Genomic DNA, 23,061 nt, shown 5'->3' with positions numbered 1-23,061 from the left:
AGCGCGTAGAAAGGAAGAGTACCTATGATTGTATTTCCGGCCATAGATATACAGGGCGGACAATGTGTACGACTTAAACAAGGAGAAAAGAACAAGGTCACTGTATATGGCGATGACCCGGTGGCGATGGCACAGAAGTTAGCTGACGAAGGTGCCGCTTGGCTCCATATCGTTGATCTAGACGGAGCCTTTGCGGGGACCAGAACCAGTCGTGATTGTATAGCTCGTATTGCGAAGACCGTAACGATTCCCATTGAAGTAGGCGGCGGCATTCGCAGTGAGGAAGCAGTGGCGGATTATTTAGAAAGCGGTGTGCGTCGTGTGATTATCGGCTCTAAAGCCGTAGCCGATCCGGATTGGGTTGAAACGATAGTGCAGCGTTACGGCAGCGAAGCTATTGCCGTATCCGTAGATGCCCGTGATGGTTTTGTAGCCACACACGGCTGGGTAGCTACCAGCGAGCAACGGGCATTGGACGTTATTGATGCGATGAAGCATCGTGGTGTAACGACCTTTATTTATACAGACATTAGTCGTGACGGCATGATGACGGGCCCTAATATACCGGCGCTTACGGCGGCACATGCATTGGGTGGTATAAACATTATCGCTTCCGGCGGTATCAGCCGTGTAGCCGATTTGGAGCAGTGTCGTAACGTAGGCCTTTACGGTGCCATTACGGGGCGGGCTCTTTACGAAGGCGCCGTAACAATGGCAGACATTCGGCAGCTACAGAATGAAAAGTAATGATTACAAAGGAGGAAGCGTATGCTGGCAAAGCGTATCGTACCTTGTCTTGATATACGCAATGGGCGCGTAGTAAAGGGACAGCAATTTAAGAATATAAAGGATGTAGCCGATCCGGTAGAACTGGGGAAACGTTACAGCGACGAAGGTGCAGACGAACTCGTTTTCTATGATATTACCGCCTCCTACGAGGGACGAAGTATTTTTCTAGATGTAGTCAGAGCGGTAGCGGAGACAATTACCATCCCCTTTACCGTCGGTGGTGGTGTAGGATCGTTGGAAGATTTTGATGCCCTTTTAAAAGCCGGTGCCGATAAAGTATCTGTTAATTCCGCAGCCGTACAAAGGCCGGCATTGATTCGCGAAGCGGCTGAAGTATATGGCAGCCAATGTGTGGTACTATCCATTGATGCGAAGCGTTATGGCGACAGCTGGCATGTATATGTGAAGGGCGGTCGAGAAGATACGGGCCTCGATGCCATTGCCTGGGCCAAGCAAGGCGAAGCATTGGGGGCCGGAGAGATATGCATTAATGCCATGGACCAGGATGGTGAAACGGAGGGCTTTGCCATTGAGCTGTGCAGGCGACTTACGAAGGAATTGCATATACCCGTTATTGCCTCCGGAGGGGCCGGTAAAGCAGAAGATTTTGTAGACGTATTTACACAGGCACAGGTTGACGCTGCCTTGGCTGCGTCGATTTTTCATTTTAGACGCGTTGCCATCAGAGATATTAAACGATTGTTGAAGAGTAAGGGTATACCGGTACGGCTATAAATTGATGACAGTGTCTCGGACATAGACGGGCATAGATTTTCGAAGAGAGAAGAGGGCGATAGATATGACAAGTGAGGAGATAACGGCAATTGTACGGCAATTGACTTATAACGAACAAGGATTGATTCCGACAGTCGTACAAGAGGAGCGCACCGATAAGGTACTTATGGTAGCATACATGAATGAAGAGTCCCTGCGTCGAACCTTAACAGATGGTGAAACGTGGTTCTATAGTCGCAGTCGTCAAGAACTGTGGCATAAGGGCGGTACGTCGGGACATACGCAGCAGGTCGTATCCATTGCCACCGACTGTGATGCAGATACATTGTTGGTGCGTGTGAAAGCAGACGGACCGGCCTGTCATACCGGGGCGGAATCGTGCTTTTACGATACATTGCTTCCGGCAGACGGCGAAGCGGAAGGGCCGCATGTTTTAGCCGACCTGGTGCGGCGCATTGAAGCGACTAGACATACGCATAGTGAAACATCATATACAGAATATTTACTACGTACCGGCATCGATAAAATAGGGAAAAAGATTGGTGAAGAAAGTGCAGAGGTAATTATTGCGGCAAAAAATGGCAATAAACAAGAAATTGTTGCAGAATCTGCAGATTTGTTGTATCATTTGGCTGTATTGTGGGAAGACCGTGGCGTTACATTACAAGATGTGATGGCGGAATTAAGCCGCCGCAGTCATAAACAAGGTAATAAGAAAGAAGTGGGTCACCTCGATAAAACTTTTTGATATAACAGGAGGCAATAAGATATATATATGAACTATGCGTTGTTTGATGTGGATGGTGTACTGCTCAGTGAGGAGCGTTGCTTTGACGTATCGGCGTTAACCGTATGGGAATGGTATAAAAGTCCGGCCTATTTAGGTCGTCTTGATGAATCCATCAATACGAATCCGCCGGAGGAAACGGTGCGGCATTTGCGAACGTATTACTGGGACAATGATCGTCTGTTGGCATGGCTTAAACAATTCGGAATTAATTCGAATTGGGATATGGATCACGCACACATTGTAGCTACTATGGCGATGATGACCGAGGAAAAGCGAAAAGCTATGCCGGAAGCAGCACTTCCCTGTGACGGCGTACGTGTCATTACCGATGCGGTAGTATGCCGTTGGCGGGACTATTTTGCCACCAGTCGGCGACCGGAGCCACAGGAAGTCTTGCACTGGCTACAGTCACACATCCCCGCTGATACGGATAAGGACGGCGTATTTACCGCCTTGGCGCAGCTGGCGGAAGAACGCATGGGCGGTCAAGGTTGGGCCGATTTGGGCGGAGCCTTATGGGATATGCATGTACGCCTGTTTCAGAATTGGTATCTCGGGGACGAGGCGACGGGGAAACCGGGCTTTTTACATCGAGAAACACCCTTAGCCGATATACCTACGTTGCGAGCAGCCTTAGAAGAATTGAAGCAGGCAGGCGTCGTTATCGGGATTGGTACGGGGCGGACACTTCACGAAGCAAAAACGCCGCTTACGGATCTTGGCCTGTGGACACTCTTTGCAAAAAATCATGTAGGAACCAAGGATGATGCCACAATGGTAGAAACACAATTGGGCTATGGCCGGTGGGACAAGCCAAATCCTTTTACCTACCAAGCAGCTTGGTGGGGCAATACGCCGGCAAACTATGTATCCTATGCAACGGAACCGGAGCGGTGGTATCGTAAAGAGGATACCGTGTATATTATCGGTGACAGTGTAGCCGATATATTGGCGGCCAAAGAAATAGATGCCATCAGCGTGGCTACTTTGACCGGTCTTACCGGTGAAGCGGCACGGGATGAGCTTAAAGCCGCCGGTGCTGATTATATTGTGGCGGATGTATTGGAAGCCATTGCCAAGGTACGTGAACTTATAGGATGAATAGGTGGCTGACTATACACTCCGATGCGGAATTACATGGACAGTTAAATATAAAGTAAGATAGTAGTTATGATGACGGCAGTCATTGTGATGACAGGGACGATGATGAAAAGTGTTCCTGTCATCACAAGGCTGCCGTTTCTTACTTTACAGCTATGCTATAATAAGGATAGAAATATATTGTACACAATGGAGGTTATCATAGATGAAAATTATTGATGCCCACCTTCATTTTGAGCAAGGGGGCTATTGGGATGTGATTGCCGAAGAGGCAGGTCATGTAAATACAGCGGCACATTTGGCCGATACCTATAAAGAACATAATGTAGTACACGGGATTGTAATGGGGAACAAGCCGATTACGGAGACGAACTGTGAGTATCCACAGCACTTGAGCTACTGTGTAGGCATTGGCCATCAAACCTTTGATTTTAATCGTATTGAAGAGCAGATGCCGCTATTGGAAGAACACCTCAGACGTGATACCTGTGTGGGAATTAAATTTTATCCCGGCTACAGCTATTTTTATATTTATGAGTTCCGATTTGATCCGATTTATGAATTGGCAGAGAAGTATAATAAACCCGTAGCAGTCCATACCGGTCTTACGGCAACGGATACGGCACTATTAAAATACAGTCACCCCATGGTATTGGATGATGCGGCGGTACGTCATCCTCATGTACAATTTGTCATGTGCCACATGGGTGAGCCGTGGTTTATGGATGCTGTAGCAGTTATGATGAAAAATCAAAACGTAGCTGCCGACTTATCCGGAATTTTGGCCGGTAAGCTTCCCGATGAGGAAGCCTTCTATCGTAAGAATGCGTATTTTGTAGAGCAACTGAAAGGTCAGCTGACAATTTTGCAAGATTATTCGCGTTTTATGTTCGGGACGGATTGGCCGCTGGCAAATTATGGGGATTACATTAACTTTACAAAGCATATTGTGCCGGAAGAAGCGTGGGAGGCTGTATTCTATGAAAATGCAAAGCGAATCTATCGACCAAAGGAGCTTTTGTAAATTAAAAAATCTATATGTTATTGGCTGCGATAGGACACGCCAAACCATTCATCACTGGTTTGGTTCAGATGAAGAGCGCATTACCTGTAGATATTATGTAGACCTGTATACACAGGAGGCTATGACAGTTTGGTTGCGTATGATTTACGATACCTTGGCGAGAGCACTCCTGGAAACGTATGGTGAAAGTATATTGCCGATTGTTATTGAAAGCGGTACCGTGTGCATGACGGGAAAGACCTATGACAAAGATATGTTGGATGAGTATGTAAATAAGTATGCAGCTTGGAAGAGTCATGATTGCTCACATAGCGGGGCTACTCTGGATGATCTTCATCTGTGGCGCCTCAAGGACTATCGCGGATGGCCTTTTGCGGTAGCGCCGAAGGTACAAGCCGCCTATGCACCGGAGGGGTTATGTCCGGGGGATTGGCCGGAGGATATGCGCTATTATGAGCAAGATACCTCATCGTATCGGGTGCCACCGAAAGAAGCACCTATTGATACGCAGGAAGACTATATGAATGAGTATGAAGATACCCTGAAAAATCATTAAAAGTGATTGCCCTATATCTTAGCGGTCAAGTCTTACGAATGACGCGCTTGCGATATAGGGCAATCACTTTTTATAACAGTATTTATTTTTCTAGCGTATCTAAGAATACTTTAATTCGCCGCAATGCTTCTTTTACATTTTCCAATGAATTAGCATAAGCGATACGAACAAAGCCTTCACCGCAATCGCCGAAGGCATTGCCCGGTATAACGGCGACGTGTTGCGAATACAATAATTTTTCACAGAACTCTTCCGAGGTTAAACCGGTACTGCGAATGTCAGGGAACACATAGAAGGCCCCTTCCGGTTCGAAGCAGGTTAATCCCAGTTGATTCAGTGTGTCTACTAAAAGGCGACGACGCAAATCATATTGATCGCGCATGTAGACGATATCCTTGTCACCGTTGCGCAAAGCTTCGACGGCAGCATATTGTGCCATGGTAGGTGCGCTCATAATAGCGTACTGATGAACCTTGGTCATGTGTGTAATGATCGGTTCCGGTCCTACGGCAAAACCAAGGCGCCAACCCGTCATGGCATAGGCTTTGGAGAAACCGTTAATGACGATAGTGCGTTCCTTCATGCCCGGCAAAGAAGCGATAGTGGTATGCGGTTCATCGCCGTAAGTGAGCTCGCTGTATAGTTCGTCGGAAAGAACCATGAGATTATGTTCTTTAACAACGGCAGCGATTTCTTCTAAATGTTCGCGGCGCATAACGGCACCGGTAGGATTGTTCGGGAAGGGGAACACCAATACCTTACTCTTCGGCGTAATGTGACGGCGAAGATTTTCGGCAGTGAGTCGGAAATTATCTTCTGCCGTGGTTTGTACCGGCACGGGGATGCCCATAGCCAGTTCGGTCATAGGTATGTAGCATACAAAGCTGGGGACGACAATGAGTACTTCATCGCCGGGATTGACTAGGGTGCGCAGACATAAATCAATAGCTTCCGATCCGCCGACGGATACGAGTACTTCCGTAGACGGGTCGTAGTCTACCTGATATTTGCGAGAGAACCAGTGACTGATTTCATTGCGCAGTTCCATAAAGCCGCGGTTAGGGGAGTACCAAGTTTTCCCTTGCTCTAACGCATCGATACCGGCTTCACGGATATGGTATGGTGTAGAAAAATCAGGTTCTCCGATGCTAAGAGAAATCACATCGTCCATTTCGCTGGCAATATCAAAGAAACGGCGAATGCCGGAAGGCTTGATAGCAGCCACTTCTTTATTTAAAAAGTCGGAATAATTAATCATCGAATACATAGCTCCTTGTTTCGCGAACAGCCTCATCATGATAGATTACATTTCTATCTTTATAGCGGCTCAAAATAAAGTGGGTCATTGTAGCGCGGACGCCATCGAGGGTGGATAGGCGACGAGCTACGAAAAGGGCGATGTCACGCATGCTTTCCCCTTGCACGACAACGGTTAAGTCGTAGCCGCCTGACATGAGGTACACCCCTTCTACTTGGTCGAGCTGCATGATGCGGTGTGCTAATTTATCGAAGCCCTGTTCCGGTTCGGGCACTACCTGTAATTGAATGAGTGCCATGGATTTATTAGCATCGACGCGTTCCCAGTCTACAATCGCCTGATAGCCACGGATGATACCGTCCGCTTCAAATTCGGCAATGCGTGCCGCGACGGCTTCCTCCGTAGTATTGAGCATGGCCGCCAGTTGCGCGGCAGTAAGTTTGGCGTCATCCGCCAAAAGGTCGAGAAGCTTTCTGTCTGAAGCTGTTACATTGGACGTAGTCATTGTGTCAAATCTCCTTTCTTGTAGATCCGGAAACGATATTCCGAATACATAGCAATGGAATAGGTACCTGTAAATAGGTACTCTTTATTGTATCACGTTATTCTCGTTAGAAAAGACATGAGTTATATAAATTTGTCATGCATCCCTAACGAAATAAAGGCTATGGTGAAAGAAGTAACTAAAAAAGGGGCTACTCTATTGGAAAAGTAGCCCCTTTTTTATGTATCACGCGTTACCGGCACAGGTTTGCAGGTAACGCGTGATGTGTGTAAGATGAACGATTTATATTTTTTGTCTGTCAGCCGAGAAAGGATTCTTAGAGGCTGAATGTTTTAATTTCAGTAGCGTTAATGGAAGCAACGATATCGTCAGCCAATTTTTCAAAAAGCGGACGCTGTGCCGGATGAAGAGCACCGCGAATGTCGAGCGGTGTACCGACAATTTCCATATCCTTGAATTCGTTGGTGAAGTAATCCACCATGCGTTTCATGGCTGCGGAGGCCCAAGAATGATTACCGACGATGGATACCTTGTGATTGTGGAAGTTCAATGCCTTCAATTCATAAAGAAGGTTTTCCATAGTTAAGTACAAGGCAAGATTATAGGTCGGTGCCATACAAACGAGATGACTGTATTTCCAAGCATCGGCAATGATGTAGGATGCGTTGGTCTTGGATACGTCATAAATTTTAATGTCCGTAATGCCGCGTAAGGATAATAGCTTGGCAAGCTGTTGTGCCATTTCGGCGGTGTTGCCGTACATGGAACCAAAAGCGATAACAACGCCTTTCTTTTCGGCGGAGTATGTGCTCCAGTGCATGTATTTTTGAATCATGTAGTTAATGCTTTCCGGTGTACGCCAAATCGGGCCGTGAAGCGGAGCAATCATTTTAATGCCCAACGGCAACGCTTTTTTAATCGCGTTTTGTACCTGAACACCGTATTTACCTACGATATTGGTGTAGTAGCGACGTGCTTCGTCTTCGTATACGCGTTCAAAATCAAGCTGGTCTGCAAAGATGTTGCCGTTAATCGTACCGAAAGTACCGAAGGCATCGGCGGAGAAAAGAATACCTGTAGTGGATTCAAAGGTACAGGTTACTTCCGGCCAATGTACCATCGGCATTGTGTAGGAATGCAAGGTGTGTTTGCCGAGCTCGATGGTGGAGCCTTCTTTTACTTCATAGTAGTTATCCGGGCACGGACGACCGTAGAACTGTTCAAACAGGCGGAAGGTAGTACGGTTACCTACCATTTTTACGTTCGGGTAGCGGTCGATGAGTTCCACCAAGGTGGAGCAATGGTCCGGTTCCATGTGGTTTACGATAAGGTAGTCCAACTGACGACCGTTCAGTAAATGTTCTACATTGTCAAAGAACTCTTGACGAATGCTGTCGTCAACGGAATCGACGATACAAGTTTTTTCATCGTCGATGAAATAGGAGTTATAGCTAACGCCTAAGGGAATGGGAAATAAATTTTCAAAACGTTCGGTGTCCCAATCGTTACTGCCGATCCAATAGATATTATCTGTCAATTTTTGTACGCAATGCATGGTATACATCCTTTCATGAGAATAAGAAGAGCTTGTTATGCCCCTAAAATTATTCGCTATCCATTATGATACCCGTATTTTTCGGGATAATCAATATTTACGGCAACAAATCTCATAATTTTCTGGTCAAGTGGTATATAAATTATGCGTGACTTTCATGCATTAGAGTCAATCAGAAGAAAACACGGTTACCGATGGGGGAAACCGTGTTTTGCATCGTTAGGATTGTGTTACATAGGGCATATAGCTATCTACATATACGCTTATATGCAGATAATTAGCTTTTGAAATAATTAACTTTTGAAGTAATTAACTTTTGAAGTAATAAAGCTTTGGAGTAATTAAGCTTTAAAGTAATTAACGCCGGAGGTAAAGATAGGCATTACCTTTTCACCGGGGATATTTTTAGCTACGCCGTAGCCAACGCGTTCTACATGAGCCATTTTGCCGAAGACACGACCATCGGGACTGAAAAGACCTTCGATGGCAGCCACGGACTGATTGGGATTAAAGCGTGCATCATAAGAAGCAATACCTTCCATGTCTACGTACTGCGTAGCAATTTGACCGGTGCGATTAAACTCTACTACCTGTGCCGGTGAAGCGATAAAACGACCTTCGCCGTGAGAAATCGGTACGGTGTAAATATCGCCGGCTTTGGCTTCACACATCCATGGGGAATGAGTAGAGATGACCTTAGTGCGGACCATACCGGATAAATGGCGACCGATAGTATTATAGGTCAACGTAGGGCTGTCGGCGGTTAACGGAGCCACGTGGCCGTACGGCAAGAGGCCGAGCTTAATGAGTGCTTGGAAGCCGTTGCAAATACCGAGTGCCAAACCGTCGCGTTTATATAATAAATTCTCCAGTGCTTCCGTCAGATAGGGATTGCGGAAGAGGGTAGCCATAAATTTACCGGAACCGTCCGGTTCATCACCGGCACTGAAGCCGCCCGGGAAGAAGAGAATTTGTGCGTTGTCGATTTTTTCCTTCATCACTTGAATGGAGTCGGCTAACTGTTGTGCGGTGCGATTGCGAATAACCACAATATCGGCAATACCGCCGGCGCGTTCAAAGGCACGAGCGGAGTCGAATTCGCAGTTTGTACCGGGGAAGACAGGAATCACAATGCGCGGCGAGGCACCAAGGGAGGTGCTTCGCGGCTGCGGCCGACGATCATAAATATAGGCAACGGCTTCGCCCTGACCGGACGGTGCGTGTTGCGGAAAAATAGGATCCAAGGTGGCGTCATAGGCGCGCTCAAGTTCGTCAAGTGAGACTGTTTCGTTGCCCAGGGTCATAGCAGCGGCATAGGTAACGGTACCGATGCGAATGGTGTGAGCGTCTTCTGTTAGTTCATCGGCAGTAGGCACATCGACTTCAAGCAGCCAAGAACCGTAGTGCGGTGCGAAGAGATCGCTTGGGCTGAGAGCCGGATCAAACGATACACCGCAGCGATTACCGAAGGCCATTTTTGCTGTGGCAGCAGCGATACCGCCATCTTCGATGACATAGGCAGCGCTGATACGGCGGTCGGTGTTGAGGCGAGCAATCGTATCGCAATGGGCTTTAAATACATCCCAGTCCGGGGTTTCATCGGCTTGGCGCGGTACTCGCAGCATAACAAGAGCATGACCGGCCTCTTTTAAATCAGGTGTGAGAATATCGTCTACGTGAGCCGTTGTTACCGCAAAGGATACCAAGGTAGGCGGTACGGTTAAGTCCATAAAGGTACCGGACATAGAGTCCTTGCCGCCGATGGCACCAATGCCTAATTCCTTTTGAGCGTGGTAGGCACCGAGTAATGCAGCGGTTGGTTTGCCCCAGGCTGTTTGGTCTGCCCCAAGACGTTCAAAATATTCTTGTAAAGTAAGATACGCCGTTTCACGTTTACCACCTAAGGCAACGAGTTTAGCCACAGATAAGAGAATGGCGTATTGTGCACCGTGGAAAGGACTCCAGGCGGATAGGTACGGTTGGAAGCCGTGAGTCATAAGGCTGGCCGTCGTAGTTTCTCCATTCAGTACCGGCAGTTTAGCCGCCATACCCTGTACCGGTGTCTTTTGATAAAGACCGCTGAATGGCATAAGCACTGTGCCGGCGCCGATGGTGCTATCGAAGCATTCGCTCAATCCTTGTTGCGAGGCGATGGAAAGGTCTGCCATGGTTGCTTTCCAGGCAGTGCCTAATTCATCGACATTGCCAATCACACCGGTTGGAGCAGCAAAGAAAGAACCGGAAGGAGCTGTAATGTGAGCCGATTGCTTTTGGCTGGCACCATTGGTATTTAAAAAGTCGCGGCTAATATCTACGATGGTATCCCCTTGCCATGTCATGGTGAGGCGATTGTGATCGGTTACATCGGCAACGATAGTAGCGTCAACGTTTTCTTCGTCGCAGTAGGACTTAAAGGTGCTCCATGAAGCGGCTTCAATGACGCAAGCCATGCGTTCTTGCGATTCGGAGATGGCAAGCTCCGTACCGTCCAAGCCTTCATATTTTTTAGGTACGGCATCAAGATTGATGCGAAGACCGTCAGTGAGTTCGCCGATGGCTACGGATACACCGCCGGCACCGAAGTCGTTGCAACGTTTGATGAGGGTCGTTACTTCCGGTCGACGGAATAAGCGTTGAATCTTGCGCTCCGTTAAGGGGTTACCTTTTTGAACTTCCGCTCCGCACGTGCTGAGGGAGGTTACGTCATGGGCTTTGGAGGAGCCGGTAGCACCACCGCAGCCGTCGCGCCCGGTTTGACCGCCTAAGAGAACGACGATATCGCCGGGCTGCGGTGCTTCGCGGCGCACGGCATGACGAGGAGCGGCACCGACAACGGCACCGATTTCCATGCGCTTGGCTACATAACCGGGATGATAGTATTCACGCACTTCACCGGTAGCAAGACCGATTTGGTTGCCGTAAGAGCTATAGCCTTTGGCAGCGCCGGTGGTAATTTTATACTGTGGTAATTTGCCGGCCGGCGTAGCCGCAAGCGGTGTGCGCGGATCACCGGAGCCGGTAACGCGCATCGCTTGGTATACATAGGCACGACCGCTCAAAGGATCGCGAATACAACCGCCGAGACAGGTAGCGGCACCGCCATACGGTTCGATTTCCGTCGGATGATTGTGGGTTTCGTTTTTAAAGAGCAGCAGCCATTCCTCTTCGTGATCGTCAACAGTGACCGGTACGATAATAGTGCAGGCATTGATTTCGTCGGATACATCAAGATTAGTAAGACCGCCTTGGGCGCGAAGTTCTTTGACGGCAAGAGTTGCCATATCCATTAGCGTTCGTGCTTTGTGGCGCGATTGGTATATGGCGGTACGACCGTCGGTGTATTCGGCAAGGGCCGCTTTAATGGGAGCTGTCAGCGGAGCGTCTTCAATGGTGATATCCGTCAGTTCCGTCATAAAAGTGGTATGACGGCAGTGATCGGACCAATATGTATCCAATACGCGGATTTCCGTTAAGCTCGGTTCGCGATGCTCTTCGTTGGCGAAGTAGTTTTGAATCAACTGCAAGTCGGCCAAGGTCATAGCAAGTCCTAAGTCATCAATGTAGCCTTGCAGTCCGGCGGTATCGGCGGCACAAAAACCGGTAAGACGGGCCACCGGTTTTGCCGGTTCTACAGCAAGTTGTAAGGACGCAGGCAACTCCTTGGTACCTTCGCGAGAATCCACGGGATTTATATAATATGATTTAATAGCGTCAAAATCGGTATCGCTGATAGTACCTTGGATAGCATAGACACGAGCTACGCGAACAGTGGCACCGGCTTCGAGAGTCAACATGGCCAGACATTGTTCGGCAGAATCGGCACGCTGATCGTATTGACCGGGCACATACTCGGTGATGAGCAAACGTGTGGACGCTTCTTCCGGAAGCTCGGTGAAGACTTCATCTACCGGTGGTTCGGAAAAAATAAGACGCTGTGCATTAGCCAGTGCGTCCGGCGAAATGCCTTCGATATCATAGCGTTCATAAATTGTAACAGCCGTAGCCGGAACGGCTAGTTCGGTTTGAATGGTACGGAGCACACGAGCCGCTTCCTGGGCAAAGGCGGAACGTTTACGGACATAAAGACGGTAAATTGACATGATGACCTCCTCGTATGAGAGCAACACAAGAATAAACCTATTAGCATTTTAAATAAAATTTAAGTAGGTGTATTGACAATATTAGTATATACGGTTTAGACTTATAAGTAAAGATAATCTTAGAATATAATAATTAAGGAATGGTAATCAAAATGAGCATATCTACAGATTTATACCGCACATTTTTTGGAGTGGGTCTCCACTTGTCGTTTTCTAAGGCAGCCAAGGATATCGGCGTATCGCAGTCGGCGATCAGTCAGAGCATTAAGCAGCTGGAAAAGGAATTAAAAATTACATTATTTGAGCGTACCACTAAGTCGGTTGCTTTTACACCGGAAGGTAAGGAATTATTTGATACTGTAGCGAAAGCGTTTTCTATTTTAGACAATGGTGTCACACAGCTGCAGGAACGGGTTACGCATGAACAGGAAAGCCTGAAGCTGGCTGCTACGGACACATTATGCCGTCACTTCCTGTTGCCGTATTTCAAAGAATGGCAGGAGCAAGAAAAAGAAACGGGTTTGCAGATTACAAACCGTCCGTCGCCTCAGTGCGTGCAAATGGTGCTGGACCGCGAAGCACAATTGGCAGTGGTTAATAACTATGATGAATTGATGGCGGATCCGCAGTTAGAGGTTATTGAGCTGGCACCGATGCGCGATGTCTTTGTAGGCGGTCCGGCGTATGCGAATGCGGGCGAATTCGACGAAGAGCGTTTATTGCAGGAGCCGCTGCTTCTTTTATCGCAGGGCGCAGCCAGTCGCACCTTCTTCGATGAAATTACGAATCATCGCTGCAAGAAGCCGGCCTTCGAATTGGGAAGCCTTGACGTATTGCTGGATTTGGTGGAAATCAACATGGGAATTTCTTTAGTACCGGATATGCTTCTCAAGAATCGCTTGAAGGAAGGCAAGGTCGTAGAAATTAAAACAAATATTGTAGTACCGGAGAGAAAGACCGTCTTGGTTCGTTCGCGTTTGACTCCGATTTCACGGGCGGCGTCGAAATTTATTGACCTCTTGGTAAAATAGTGATACATTAATAAGACAAGCATAGGGAGGTTATAAGCAACATGGATATATTAAAGCAGCGAATCAACGAAGAAGGGATTGTACTCAACAATCGCGTATTGAAAGTAGATAGCTTTTTAAATCATCAAATTGATCCTAAGCTGTTTGTTGCTATCGGTAAGGAAATTGCCGCTCGTTTTAAGGATGCCGGCATAGAACGCATTGTAACTATCGAAGCATCAGGGATTGCCATTGCCTTGCAGGCAGCTATTGAAATGGATGTGCCCCTTGTATTTGCTCGCAAGAAAAAATCAATTCTTATGACGGATGATGTGTATCATTCCGTAGTATATTCCTATACAAAGGAAGAAAATTATGATGTGACCATTTCCAAACGGTTCTTGCCGGCCGGCGAAAAAGTCTTAATTATCGACGATTTCTTGGCCAGTGGTGAAGCAGCGATGGGATTGGCTAAATTGGTAGAAAGTGCCGGCGATACGGTAGAAGGGATTGCTATCGTTATCGAAAAATCTTTCCAGCCCGGTCGTGAACGTTTGGAACGCGCCGGTTATAACGTACAGTCCTTAGTGCGCATTAAGGCATTCGAAGATAACCATTGCGTATTTATGGAAGACTAGTATTTGCACTACGTTGTGCATGTGTAATAGGGTAGATATGACAATGCCGTGTGGTGTGTTATATCTGTAGCCGACAATGTCGGTGGAGAGGTAAGGTGTGTATAATGAACGAGAAAGCAAAAAAATTTGATGCCTTTTTGGAAGAACGTAATTTACAGTGGTTCACTAAAGAGGAAATGACGGATGAATTTAATTCCGTTGTGTACCGAGGTTTCCTGGAAGCAGCTTCGCAGCGTTTCCCTCTCTTTATCGTATTGGATGATACGGTATTCACCATGGCACGGATGATTGCTGTGTCCGCTGCCGTACCAGCTGAACGCCGCGGTCAAGTTGCTGAATATCTTAGTGAGTTGAACGGCAAATTTAAAATCTTTAAATATTATATTGCCGAAGACGGTGGCGTATACATGGATATCAGTATCCCATCCTTGGTAGAAGAGTTTAATCCGGAATTGGTATTGTACTTAATCGGCCAGATTTTGTTGCCTCATGTGGAAGAATACTATCCGCAGTTGATGGAAAAAGTATGGGGCCGCAAGGAAGAAGAAGGCACTGTTAATTAACTAGTACACGACGATGCTGCGATTGCACCGTGATAGAATGTGTAATTGCACTGCGATATAATGTGTAGGTGTATCGCGATATAATGAAATGTGAATGGTAGCTATAGTCGCTGATGGAACTGTAGTCACCGATATAAAAAAGATAGGTCATGAAAATAATTTCGTGACCTATCTTTTTCATTATAATTTTTTCATTAGTCATATAATTTATATGGAGTAAAGGCCGGCACATAAAAGTTGGATATATAGCGTGGATGAGGAGTAGTCCATGTGATTCCAATACAATTCATCAAGCAGTATGCCTACAGCCTTTAAATATGTTTTGTCGGCGGTGGTGCTAAAGGAAGTGTAAAGCCTTGTCCCACAACTTCCGATGCATCGCTGATTGTCATAAAGGCTTGAGGATCTACGCGGTTGATGATAGCTTTTACCTTGGCAACCTCGGTCAACTTAATTACGCTGTAGATGACCTGCTTTTCCTGGCTGGTGTAGGCACCTTCGCCGTGAAAGAAGGTAACGCCGCGTCCGACATAGTGAATGAGGAGCTGTGCAATTTTTTCCGGCTTACTGGAAATGATAATGATCGCTTTGCGTTGTTTCATGCCCAAGACCACTTTGTTGGTAATGACGGCAGTAATATAAATGGATACAAAGGTAAGAATTGCTTTTTCCAAGGAGAATAAATAGGCCGCCCAGAAAAGGATAACCGTGTTGATAATCATGACGGCCGTACCCATTTCTAAGGAATAAAATTTTTTGACAATGGCCCCTACTACGTCGAGACCGCCGCTGTTGCCGTCGTACTTGTAAATAATCCCAAAGCCAATACCGGAGAGTAAACCACCGGTAATACAGGAAGTCATCGCATCGTGGATGAGATGCCACTCGGATAAAAAGGCGGTAGCATCAACGAGCACGGATAAGATACCGGTGCCGACGATACTTACGATGGTATAGCTGCGCCCCATAAATTTGTAGCAAGCAATCATGATTGGGATATTGAGAAGAAAGATAGCCATGCCGATAGGCATATTGAAAATATAATAAATGATAATAGCTACCCCACTGATGCCACTGCTTAAGAGTTGGAATGGAACAAAAAAGGCGTTTACTGCAATAGCAACCAGTAAACAACCGACAAAAGTGGCCACATAAGGAATTAGAAAATCCTTCACTGTGGTGCGAGTTAACGTATTCATGATATACATCCTTTCTAACAATGGTTACGCTTACGTACTATCATATCACGGATGGATAACAAAAGATATATGAAGAGCGTATTTATATTTTGTCAGTGTAGATACACTTTTTTGCGTAATCGGTAAGGTTGTGTGATTTATAGGAAAGTATAATAAATGCTAAGCTCTTATTTGAATTTCAAAATTGTGATTACTTGGAGTATCGGTTATTATGATAATACAAGCTAATAAACAATTAAGCATAGGTAGGAGGAGATGGGATGCATTTATTATCGGGATTGTTGTTCGGTGTATTGTTTGGATACTTCTTAAAACGCAGTCGATTTTGTGCTACAGGGATTACACGCGATATCGTGATGGAAGGTCGGACGTATAATTTTATTTATATTCCGGCCATCATTTTTACAGAAGCGTTTTTGTATTTTGGGTTAGTAGGCAGTGAAGCAGTGGCGGCACCGGCATTAGCACCGTTTTCGCTATTTCGAATTGCCTTGGGGAGTCTGATGTTCGGTATCGGTGCGGTGCTTTGTAATGGGTGTATTGCTTCCTCGTTGATAAAGTGCGGTGATGGCCGATTGATTGGCTGGTTATCGGTAGCCGTATTTACCGTCAGCGCCTATACGGCTAAAGTGGGAGCACTTAAATCAATTACGGGACAGCTTAATACGATTGCTGTTGTACGTCCAAAAGCAAAACCTATGGTATTAACTGTCATCGGTAGTGTATTGATGGGGATAGGTGCTGTATGGGCATCGGGATGCTTTGTAGGAAATGTTATGGTTGGTACATCGCAATTTTCAATGAAAGCTTGGTACTCATTGGTGTTCATTTATCTTGGTGTTTGGACGGCTACCAGGTTGTATTTGATGCGTAATCGCGATAAGGTTCAGCAAAGCTGACAGCAATGACGTTATATCTATGGGTATGCAGTAAATAATAATTTTGAGAGAACAAGTAATACAAATGAGTAATAAATTAGGTGTGTAATAAGGAGGTTATGATAATGGCTCAAGTGATTACAATTGATACGAAAGGTTTGGATTGTCCCGTTCCGTTGATGAAAATGAAAGAGGCATTAGAACCGCTACAGGCGGGAGATATCGTAGAAGTAGAATTTACCTGCCCCGAGGCTACGGTGAATTTACCAAACTATTGTCAGGAACACGGACATGATGTAGTAAGCTTTGAAAAGCTGAAGACCGGGTGGAAAATTACTGTGAAAAAATAAAAGCATGTGTAGATAAAACAGTGATCATATAGTTGATCATATATTTTGTACATGGGGATAAAAAAGTAGCCTATCGACAGCGGAAGCTCAGTCTTATGAAGAGTATTACTTAGGTTGATGGGCTACTATTTTTTATGACTTCAATATATATGCATCGTTTTTGAGGAGATGGAATATCGTTTTACTTTATAGTATCGTATTTCTTTATAGGAAAAATTAAGCAGTGAAGCATCGGTCACATACATACAACAAAAGACCTCGAGCGTGGAGGCCCGAGGTCTTTTGTTTGTAAAGAAGATGGAGTATGTATAGAGTGGTAGTCTATACGATATATAAAAATGCACAACAACGCGTGTGGTTATAACGTTGCGGCAATTTTACCGAAGTGAAACGGAACCGTTGTCTACTGTGACATAGAGGATGCGTAAGCCCGACTCTTCTAAATGAAGATAGGCCGGAGAACTTTGCCGCGTGAAATGATATAGTGTGTCACCTTGTAGTCGTTTGTGCTCCAAATACGATCCCCGCAGAGGGGAAGGCTGAAGGCTTGGCACATAGATAAAGCTATGTGCTGCAGGTTTGAGATAGGTAGACGTTGTGAGGACATCTGCCGTTGCCTTCAAGCCTTTGCGGACCATCACATTAAAGTCGGTGGCCCGTCCCACGCAATGCGTATGGTGAGCCCCATCAAAGAAAGCCAAATCCAATGGCTGTAGGTGATAGGTGTCCGCTGTCTCTTGAAAGGAAAGGTACAATTGATTGGTTAGCGGAGTAATTATGCGATCATATCCGGAAAGTACGGTAAATTCTGATTCATTAAGGTCTACTGTAGCCGAGCTTATCCGTATGTCAAAGTCTCTTTTTTGATAAGAGCTTTGGTGAGGAGAGATAAAGAACTCGGTGGTAGTGCCACCGGACCAAGTTGAGGAAAACGCCCGTTGACGGGGAATGACAGTAATTTCCATGAAGCCCTCCCGAATATAATTATCAGCAAACTTATCTCGCTGACTACACTATAAAACCCGTACGTCTGAAATGGGTCAAAAAATTAAATCAATATTCAAAATTGTGATAGACGTTTTTTAGTCGATATTTGATGTAACATTAGACGTAACAAAGAACATACGGTATGATATACGGTATGAAGAATCATTTGAACCTGTATAAAAGACTGGAGGATGTAGTATTATGGCAAAGCTAGTTGAATTTGTCCCGAATTTCAGTGAAGGCCGCGATAAGGCTAAGGTGGAAAAAATCGTTGACGAAGCACGTAAAATTAAAAATCTTCGTATTTTGGATTATTCCAGCGATGCTGACCATAACCGTTCGGTAGTGACTATTATTGGTTCGCCGGAAGCTGTTACGGAAGCAGCTATTAACATGGCCAAGGTAGCTATCGAACTCATTGACATGCGCACTCATGAAGGGGCTCATCCGCGTTTTGGTGCCGTTGACGTTGTACCGTTTACACCGGTATCCGAAGTAACCATGGAAGAATGTGTGGCTATTGCCAATACGGTAGGCAAAGCGTATGGTGATATGGGCATTCCCGTATATTTGTATGAAGATGCTTGCACGAAAGAAGCTCGTCGTAACTTAGCTTCCGTACGTAAAGGCCAGTATGAAGGCTTCTTTGAAAAAATTAAGGATCCCGAATGGGTACCGGACTATGGACCGGCAGAAATGAATGAAAAATCCGGCTGCTCTGCTGTAGGGGCACGCGCTGCATTGGTAGCGTTTAATGTAAATCTTAACACTAGTGACCTATCGATTGCCGATGCTATCGCTAAGAAGGTGCGCCATATCGGCGGTGGCTTGCGCTATGTGAAGGCCATGGGAGTTATGCTGGAAGAACGCAACCAAGTACAGGTATCGATGAACCTTGTTAACTATGAAAAATCCGCTGTATACCAAGCCTTTGAAATGATTAAGATGGAAGCTCGTCGCTATGGCGTCAGCGTAGTGGGCAGTGAAATTATCGGCACCGTACCGATGAAATCCCTCTTGATGGCAGCTGAGTATTACCTACAGATTGAAAACTTTGATATTAATCAGATTTTAGAAAAACAGCTACTTGATTAATCGTGTTAATTAGTAATACAATGTTGTATATGTGACAATGTATAGGTGTGCTATCCGGTAGGACTTGCTTTAAGATGATACTCTTTTGTTTGAAAGGTTATCGTAGGTGTATTGCCGTTCTTACGGATGGCACCGATACTGTTTGTGGTTACTATTACAGTGGATACTCAGATTGAGAAGATTATGGGAGGTGCTCGCATGTTAAGCGATATTGAAATTGCGCAACAGAACGTAATGGAGCCGATAACAACCATTGCCGACAACTGCGGAATTAAACCGGAAGAGCTGGAACAGTACGGTCATTATAAGGCGAAAGTATCCTTGGATATTTTTAATCGTCTTAAGGATCGACCGGATGGTAAATTGGTGTTGGTAACGGCTATTACGCCTACACCGGCCGGCGAAGGTAAATCGACGACCAGCATTGGTCTCGGTCAGGCGCTGAATAAAATAGGTAAGAACGCAATTATCGCTTTACGCGAACCATCGCTGGGACCGGTGTTCGGTATTAAAGGAGGCGCTGCCGGTGGTGGCTATGCTCAAGTAGTACCAATGGAAGATATTAACCTTCATTTTACCGGAGATATGCATGCAATTACAGCGGCTAATAATTTATTGGCAGCCATGATAGATAATCATGTACACCAGGGTAATGAATTGCGTATCGATGTGCGTCAAGTTTCTTGGCGTCGTGTAATGGATATGAATGATCGGGCGCTTCGTCATGTAACGGTGGGATTAGGCGGTAAGGTATGTGGTTTCCCCAGAGAAGACGGTTTTATGATTACCGTTGCCTCGGAAATTATGGCTATCCTTTGCTTGGCAACGAGCTTGGAAGATTTGAAACGCCGCTTCGGTAACATTGTTATTGGTTGCAATCTTGATGGCGATCCTGTCTATGTACATCAACTGGGTTGTGAAGGGGCGATGGCAATGCTCATGAAGGATGCTATCAAACCTAATTTGGTGCAGACCTTGGAACATACGCCGGCCATCGTCCATGGTGGTCCGTTTGCCAATATTGCTCATGGTTGTAACTCTATTTTGGCGACTAAATTAGCCTTGAAGTTAGGCGATATTGTTATTACGGAAGCCGGCTTCGGTGCGGATTTAGGGGCTGAAAAATTCCTGGATATTAAATGTCATTACGGTGATATTTATCCGGATGCGGTCGTTTTGGTTGCTACGATTCGGGCATTGAAGATGCATGGTGGCGTAGCAAAGAAGGACCTCGGTATTGAAAATCCGAAAGCTGTTGGCGAAGGCTTTGTAAACTTAGCTAAACAGGTAGAAAATATGCGTGCTTTTGGGTTACCGGTTTTGGTAGCTATCAATAAATTTGCTACGGATACACCGGCAGAAATCGATATGCTGCTTCAAAAATGTGACAGCTATGGCGTAGATGTTACCCTCAACGAATGCTGGGAAAAAGGCGGTGCCGGCGGTATCGACATGGCTAAACAGGTGGCAGCTATGGTAGAAGGTACGGATATTAAACCGGTTATGATGTACGATGTTAATGAGCCCATTCCGACAAAAATCGAAAAAGTAGTACAACGTATTTACGGTGGTAATGGTGTTGAATTTACGCCAAATGCAAAGAAGCAAATTCAACAGTTGGAAGCATGGGGCTTAGATAAACTGCCTGTTTGTATGGCTAAAACACAGTATTCCTTAAGCGATGATCCTACTTTATTGGGGGCACCGAAGGACTTTACTATTACTGTACAGGATGTGCGCGTAGCTAACGGGGCAGGTTTTATCGTTTGCCAAACCAGTAATATTATGGTTATGCCGGGGTTACCGAAGAAGCCGGCGGCTTTGGCTATGGATGTAACTGAAGATGGCAAGATTACCGGACTTTTCTAATATATAAACAATGGGAGAATATTCATGGAATTAAAAGGATTATCCGTAGAAGCATTTATTAACGAAACCGGTTCCAGTTCACCGGCTCCGGGTGGCGGTAGTATTGCGGCACTTAATGCGGCATCGGCAGCAGCATTGGTAGAAATGGTAGCATCTCTTACTATCGGGAAAGAAAAGTATGCTGCGGTGGAAGCCGATATGAAAGCCGTACAGGCAAAGGCAAGCGAATTAAAAACGAAGTTCGTTAATTTTATTGACGAAGACAGTAATGCTTTTAATAAGATTATGGCCGCTTTTAAATTGCCGAAGGGAACGGATGAAGAAAAGGCGGTTCGTTCCGAAGCTATTCAAACGGCAACCAAGGAAGCGGCACTTGTGCCGTTCCATGTAGGTGAGGCGGCAAATGAATTGTTTGCCTTAGCCGAGGAAGTCATTACTAAAGGCAATCAAAATGCGGTAACCGATGGTGCCGTGGCTGCAATGAATGCGCGGGTCGCCGTAAAAGGTGCGTTCCTTAATGTAAAAATTAATTTGGGATCCATTAAGGATGAAGCCTTTGTAGCTGAGCTTAATGCTAAGATGGAAGCCATCGAAAGCGAAGTGAATGCAAAGGAAACGACCTTACTTTCAAAAGTCGTATTGTAAATGATTAGACCTCCCTTGATAGCTCTTTGAAGCCCGGTCTTGCGAAGGGCATTCTTCATAGCTATCAAGGGAGGTCTTTTTATATCCTCGACTTTTGCCAGTCAGGGCATTAAAGAGGGAGTGACATAGATAGCCGGCTTTTTTGCATACGACGTCTTAAGCCCGGTCGTCAGGAATAAAGAGAAAGGCTATCAAGGGAGGTCTTTTTATATCCTCGACTTTTGCTAGTCAGGGCATTAGAGAGGGAGTGACATAGATAGCCGGCTTTTTTTACATACGACGTCTTAAGCCCGGTCGTCAGGAATAAAGAGAAAGGCTATCAAGGGAGGTCTTTTTATATCCTCGACTTTTGTTAGTCAGGTCATTAAAGAGGGAGTGACATAGATAGTCGGCTTTTTTTGCATACGACGTTTTAAGCCCGGTCGTTAGGAAAAAAACCATATATCGAAGCAGGTTATTTACTAATCGGTCTGCTAAGATATATGGGCTTTATTATACATAGGATTTATTTTTACTGTATTAGCGCTTGATGTCGATTATGTCACCGATAATTTGATAATGTGGTTGCCAACCACCGTTGAAGTCTGGGTAAGTTTGGGGCGCAGCTGCATAGTAGTCTTGGATATTCTTGGCTAAGTCTTCACGACTGAATTGATGCATGTACAGCTTGCGACATAGGAAAGTGACCTTTGCTTCTTCGTAAGTAACACCGTTACCGAAAGCAATTGGCGTCAACCCGGCGCCTTTAGCTTTATCTTCGTTGCGACCGGAATGAGATCCCATATAAGCAAGCGCTTTTTTATACTCCGGAGCATAGAAGCTCAACGTAAAGAACTCGTTGTTTTTCAAAAACTCACTGGTATAACGGGCCGGATGCACATAAATTGTAGCAGCCGGATGGGCTTGACCGGGACCGTTCCAAATGGAGCCTAAAGCACCCCAACTTAACGTGCAACTATTATAGATATCCATGGAGCCGGCGGTAACCAAAGCCCAGTCTTTATCGAATAGCTGGAAAATTTTATAATCCTCTTCTTTGAAATCTACCATGATAAACCGTCCTCTCTTTACGTCAAACAAACTCTTTTTTCAATACGAGATACCATATAAGAAAAGTAACTCGCTTTTATATTGTAAAGTTACATTTATAATAAATCAATACATTAGATTCCAATAGTTATATTTTCCCTAACCTGCAGAAAGGGATATCCACTCAAGATTGCGTAAGTCATAACAGAAAAAAGAGGGATACCTCCATTGTAGGCACGTCATCCGTAAGACCTGACTGCTTGTCCTAACCCGCAGAAAGGGACATCCGCTCAAGATTGCGAATGTCGTTAGTGATTAGAAAAATAGAATTGTAGTTATGAATGCAAAAAGACCAACCGTGATAGCTATGAAGAATGCCCTTCGT

The 23,061-nt window shown here is 45.6% G+C and carries 21 protein-coding genes; 14 read left to right on the top strand and 7 right to left on the bottom strand.

From position 1 onward, the window contains the following. Window positions 1–24: 24 nt before the first annotated feature. The 6 genes from hisA (at window position 25) to G344_RS0100900 (ending at window position 4,995) form a co-directional block, all read left to right on the top strand. Entirely contained in the window at window positions 25–747 is a 723-nt protein-coding gene (gene hisA / locus G344_RS0100930) for a 1-(5-phosphoribosyl)-5-[(5-phosphoribosylamino)methylideneamino]imidazole-4-carboxamide isomerase (RefSeq protein ID WP_028254546.1), read from the top strand. A 21-nt stretch (window positions 748–768) separates the two neighbouring features. Further along, window positions 769–1,524: an imidazole glycerol phosphate synthase subunit HisF gene (hisF, locus tag G344_RS0100925; RefSeq protein ID WP_028254545.1), complete on the top strand. Its 756-nt coding sequence runs from the start codon at window positions 769–771 to the stop codon at window positions 1,522–1,524. A gap of 64 nt (window positions 1,525–1,588) precedes the next feature. After that, window positions 1,589–2,272, top strand: a complete 684-nt coding sequence (hisIE, locus tag G344_RS0100920; RefSeq protein WP_028254544.1) for a bifunctional phosphoribosyl-AMP cyclohydrolase/phosphoribosyl-ATP diphosphatase HisIE — start codon at window positions 1,589–1,591, stop codon at window positions 2,270–2,272. A gap of 27 nt (window positions 2,273–2,299) precedes the next feature. Next, window positions 2,300–3,415: an HAD family hydrolase gene (locus G344_RS0100915; protein WP_028254543.1), complete on the top strand. Its 1,116-nt coding sequence runs from the start codon at window positions 2,300–2,302 to the stop codon at window positions 3,413–3,415. A 205-nt stretch (window positions 3,416–3,620) separates the two neighbouring features. Beyond that, a complete protein-coding gene (locus G344_RS0100905) occupies window positions 3,621–4,439 on the top strand; it encodes an amidohydrolase family protein (protein ID WP_028254542.1) in 819 nt (272 codons plus the stop codon). Next, window positions 4,396–4,995, top strand: a complete 600-nt coding sequence (locus G344_RS0100900) for a hypothetical protein (RefSeq protein ID WP_156886123.1) — start codon at window positions 4,396–4,398, stop codon at window positions 4,993–4,995. The genes G344_RS0100905 and G344_RS0100900 overlap by 44 nt, the downstream gene beginning before the upstream one ends. Window positions 4,996–5,077: 82 nt before the next feature. On the opposite strand, the gene G344_RS0100895 is transcribed toward G344_RS0100900, so the two are convergent. The 4 genes from G344_RS0100895 to G344_RS0100880 form a co-directional block, all read right to left on the bottom strand. Then, window positions 5,078–6,253, bottom strand: coding sequence for an aminotransferase class I/II-fold pyridoxal phosphate-dependent enzyme (locus G344_RS0100895; RefSeq protein WP_028254540.1), 1,176 nt, complete (start codon window positions 6,251–6,253; stop codon window positions 5,078–5,080). Beyond that, window positions 6,246–6,758, bottom strand: coding sequence for an Lrp/AsnC family transcriptional regulator (locus G344_RS0100890; RefSeq protein ID WP_028254539.1), 513 nt, complete (start codon window positions 6,756–6,758; stop codon window positions 6,246–6,248). The genes G344_RS0100895 and G344_RS0100890 overlap by 8 nt, the downstream gene beginning before the upstream one ends. Window positions 6,759–7,074: 316 nt before the next feature. Further along, window positions 7,075–8,313 (bottom strand): FprA family A-type flavoprotein, encoded by a 1,239-nt coding sequence (locus tag G344_RS0100885; RefSeq protein WP_028254538.1) that lies wholly within the window; start codon window positions 8,311–8,313, stop codon window positions 7,075–7,077. Window positions 8,314–8,654: 341 nt separating this feature from the next. After that, on the bottom strand, window positions 8,655–12,413 hold the full coding sequence (locus G344_RS0100880; RefSeq protein WP_028254537.1) for a phosphoribosylformylglycinamidine synthase: 3,759 nt from the start codon (window positions 12,411–12,413) through the stop codon (window positions 8,655–8,657). Between the two features lie 140 nt (window positions 12,414–12,553). Here G344_RS0100880 and G344_RS0100875 point away from each other — a divergent pair, with 140 nt between their 5' ends. The 3 genes from G344_RS0100875 (at window position 12,554) to G344_RS0100865 (ending at window position 14,624) form a co-directional block, all read left to right on the top strand. Further along, on the top strand, window positions 12,554–13,444 hold the full coding sequence (locus tag G344_RS0100875; RefSeq protein ID WP_308525904.1) for a LysR family transcriptional regulator: 891 nt from the start codon (window positions 12,554–12,556) through the stop codon (window positions 13,442–13,444). A gap of 41 nt (window positions 13,445–13,485) precedes the next feature. Next, on the top strand, window positions 13,486–14,061 hold the full coding sequence (locus G344_RS0100870) for a xanthine phosphoribosyltransferase (RefSeq protein ID WP_028254535.1): 576 nt from the start codon (window positions 13,486–13,488) through the stop codon (window positions 14,059–14,061). 104 nt (window positions 14,062–14,165) lie between these two features. Beyond that, entirely contained in the window at window positions 14,166–14,624 is a 459-nt protein-coding gene (locus G344_RS0100865; RefSeq protein ID WP_028254534.1) for a type III secretion system chaperone family protein, read from the top strand. Window positions 14,625–14,935: 311 nt separating this feature from the next. Here G344_RS0100865 and G344_RS0100860 read toward each other — a convergent pair whose 3' ends face one another. After that, entirely contained in the window at window positions 14,936–15,823 is an 888-nt protein-coding gene (locus tag G344_RS0100860) for a YitT family protein (RefSeq protein ID WP_051245635.1), read from the bottom strand. A 260-nt stretch (window positions 15,824–16,083) separates the two neighbouring features. Here G344_RS0100860 and G344_RS11350 point away from each other — a divergent pair, with 260 nt between their 5' ends. Together G344_RS11350 and G344_RS0100850 are read left to right on the top strand one after the other, a co-directional pair. Continuing rightward, window positions 16,084–16,722 (top strand): YeeE/YedE thiosulfate transporter family protein, encoded by a 639-nt coding sequence (locus G344_RS11350; protein WP_051245633.1) that lies wholly within the window; start codon window positions 16,084–16,086, stop codon window positions 16,720–16,722. Between the two features lie 104 nt (window positions 16,723–16,826). Continuing rightward, window positions 16,827–17,051, top strand: coding sequence for a sulfurtransferase TusA family protein (locus G344_RS0100850; protein WP_038154664.1), 225 nt, complete (start codon window positions 16,827–16,829; stop codon window positions 17,049–17,051). 377 nt (window positions 17,052–17,428) lie between these two features. On the opposite strand, the gene G344_RS0100845 is transcribed toward G344_RS0100850, so the two are convergent. After that, window positions 17,429–18,016 (bottom strand): HutD family protein, encoded by a 588-nt coding sequence (locus G344_RS0100845; protein WP_028254531.1) that lies wholly within the window; start codon window positions 18,014–18,016, stop codon window positions 17,429–17,431. Window positions 18,017–18,239: 223 nt separating this feature from the next. On the opposite strand from G344_RS0100845, the gene ftcD reads away from it, so the two are divergent. From ftcD to G344_RS0100830, 3 genes are all read left to right on the top strand, one after another. Continuing rightward, window positions 18,240–19,133, top strand: a complete 894-nt coding sequence (ftcD, locus tag G344_RS0100840) for a glutamate formimidoyltransferase (protein WP_028254530.1) — start codon at window positions 18,240–18,242, stop codon at window positions 19,131–19,133. A gap of 198 nt (window positions 19,134–19,331) precedes the next feature. Next, window positions 19,332–21,002 carry a formate--tetrahydrofolate ligase gene (locus G344_RS0100835; RefSeq protein ID WP_028254529.1) on the top strand — a complete coding sequence of 557 codons (1,671 nt, stop codon included), beginning with the start codon at window positions 19,332–19,334 and terminating at the stop codon, window positions 21,000–21,002. 24 nt (window positions 21,003–21,026) lie between these two features. Beyond that, window positions 21,027–21,647: a cyclodeaminase/cyclohydrolase family protein gene (locus G344_RS0100830; RefSeq protein ID WP_028254528.1), complete on the top strand. Its 621-nt coding sequence runs from the start codon at window positions 21,027–21,029 to the stop codon at window positions 21,645–21,647. A 519-nt stretch (window positions 21,648–22,166) separates the two neighbouring features. Here the strand turns inward: G344_RS0100830 and G344_RS0100825 are convergent. Next, on the bottom strand, window positions 22,167–22,697 hold the full coding sequence (locus G344_RS0100825) for a flavin reductase (RefSeq protein ID WP_028254527.1): 531 nt from the start codon (window positions 22,695–22,697) through the stop codon (window positions 22,167–22,169). Between the last annotated feature and the right edge of the window lie 364 nt (window positions 22,698–23,061).

The sequence above is a fragment of the Veillonella magna DSM 19857 genome (assembly GCF_000428745.1).
GTDB classification, from domain to species: Bacteria; Bacillota; Negativicutes; order Veillonellales; family Veillonellaceae; genus Veillonella_A; species Veillonella_A magna.
Note: the sequence above shows the minus strand (reverse complement) of the source record. Positions and strands in the feature narration are given on the sequence as shown.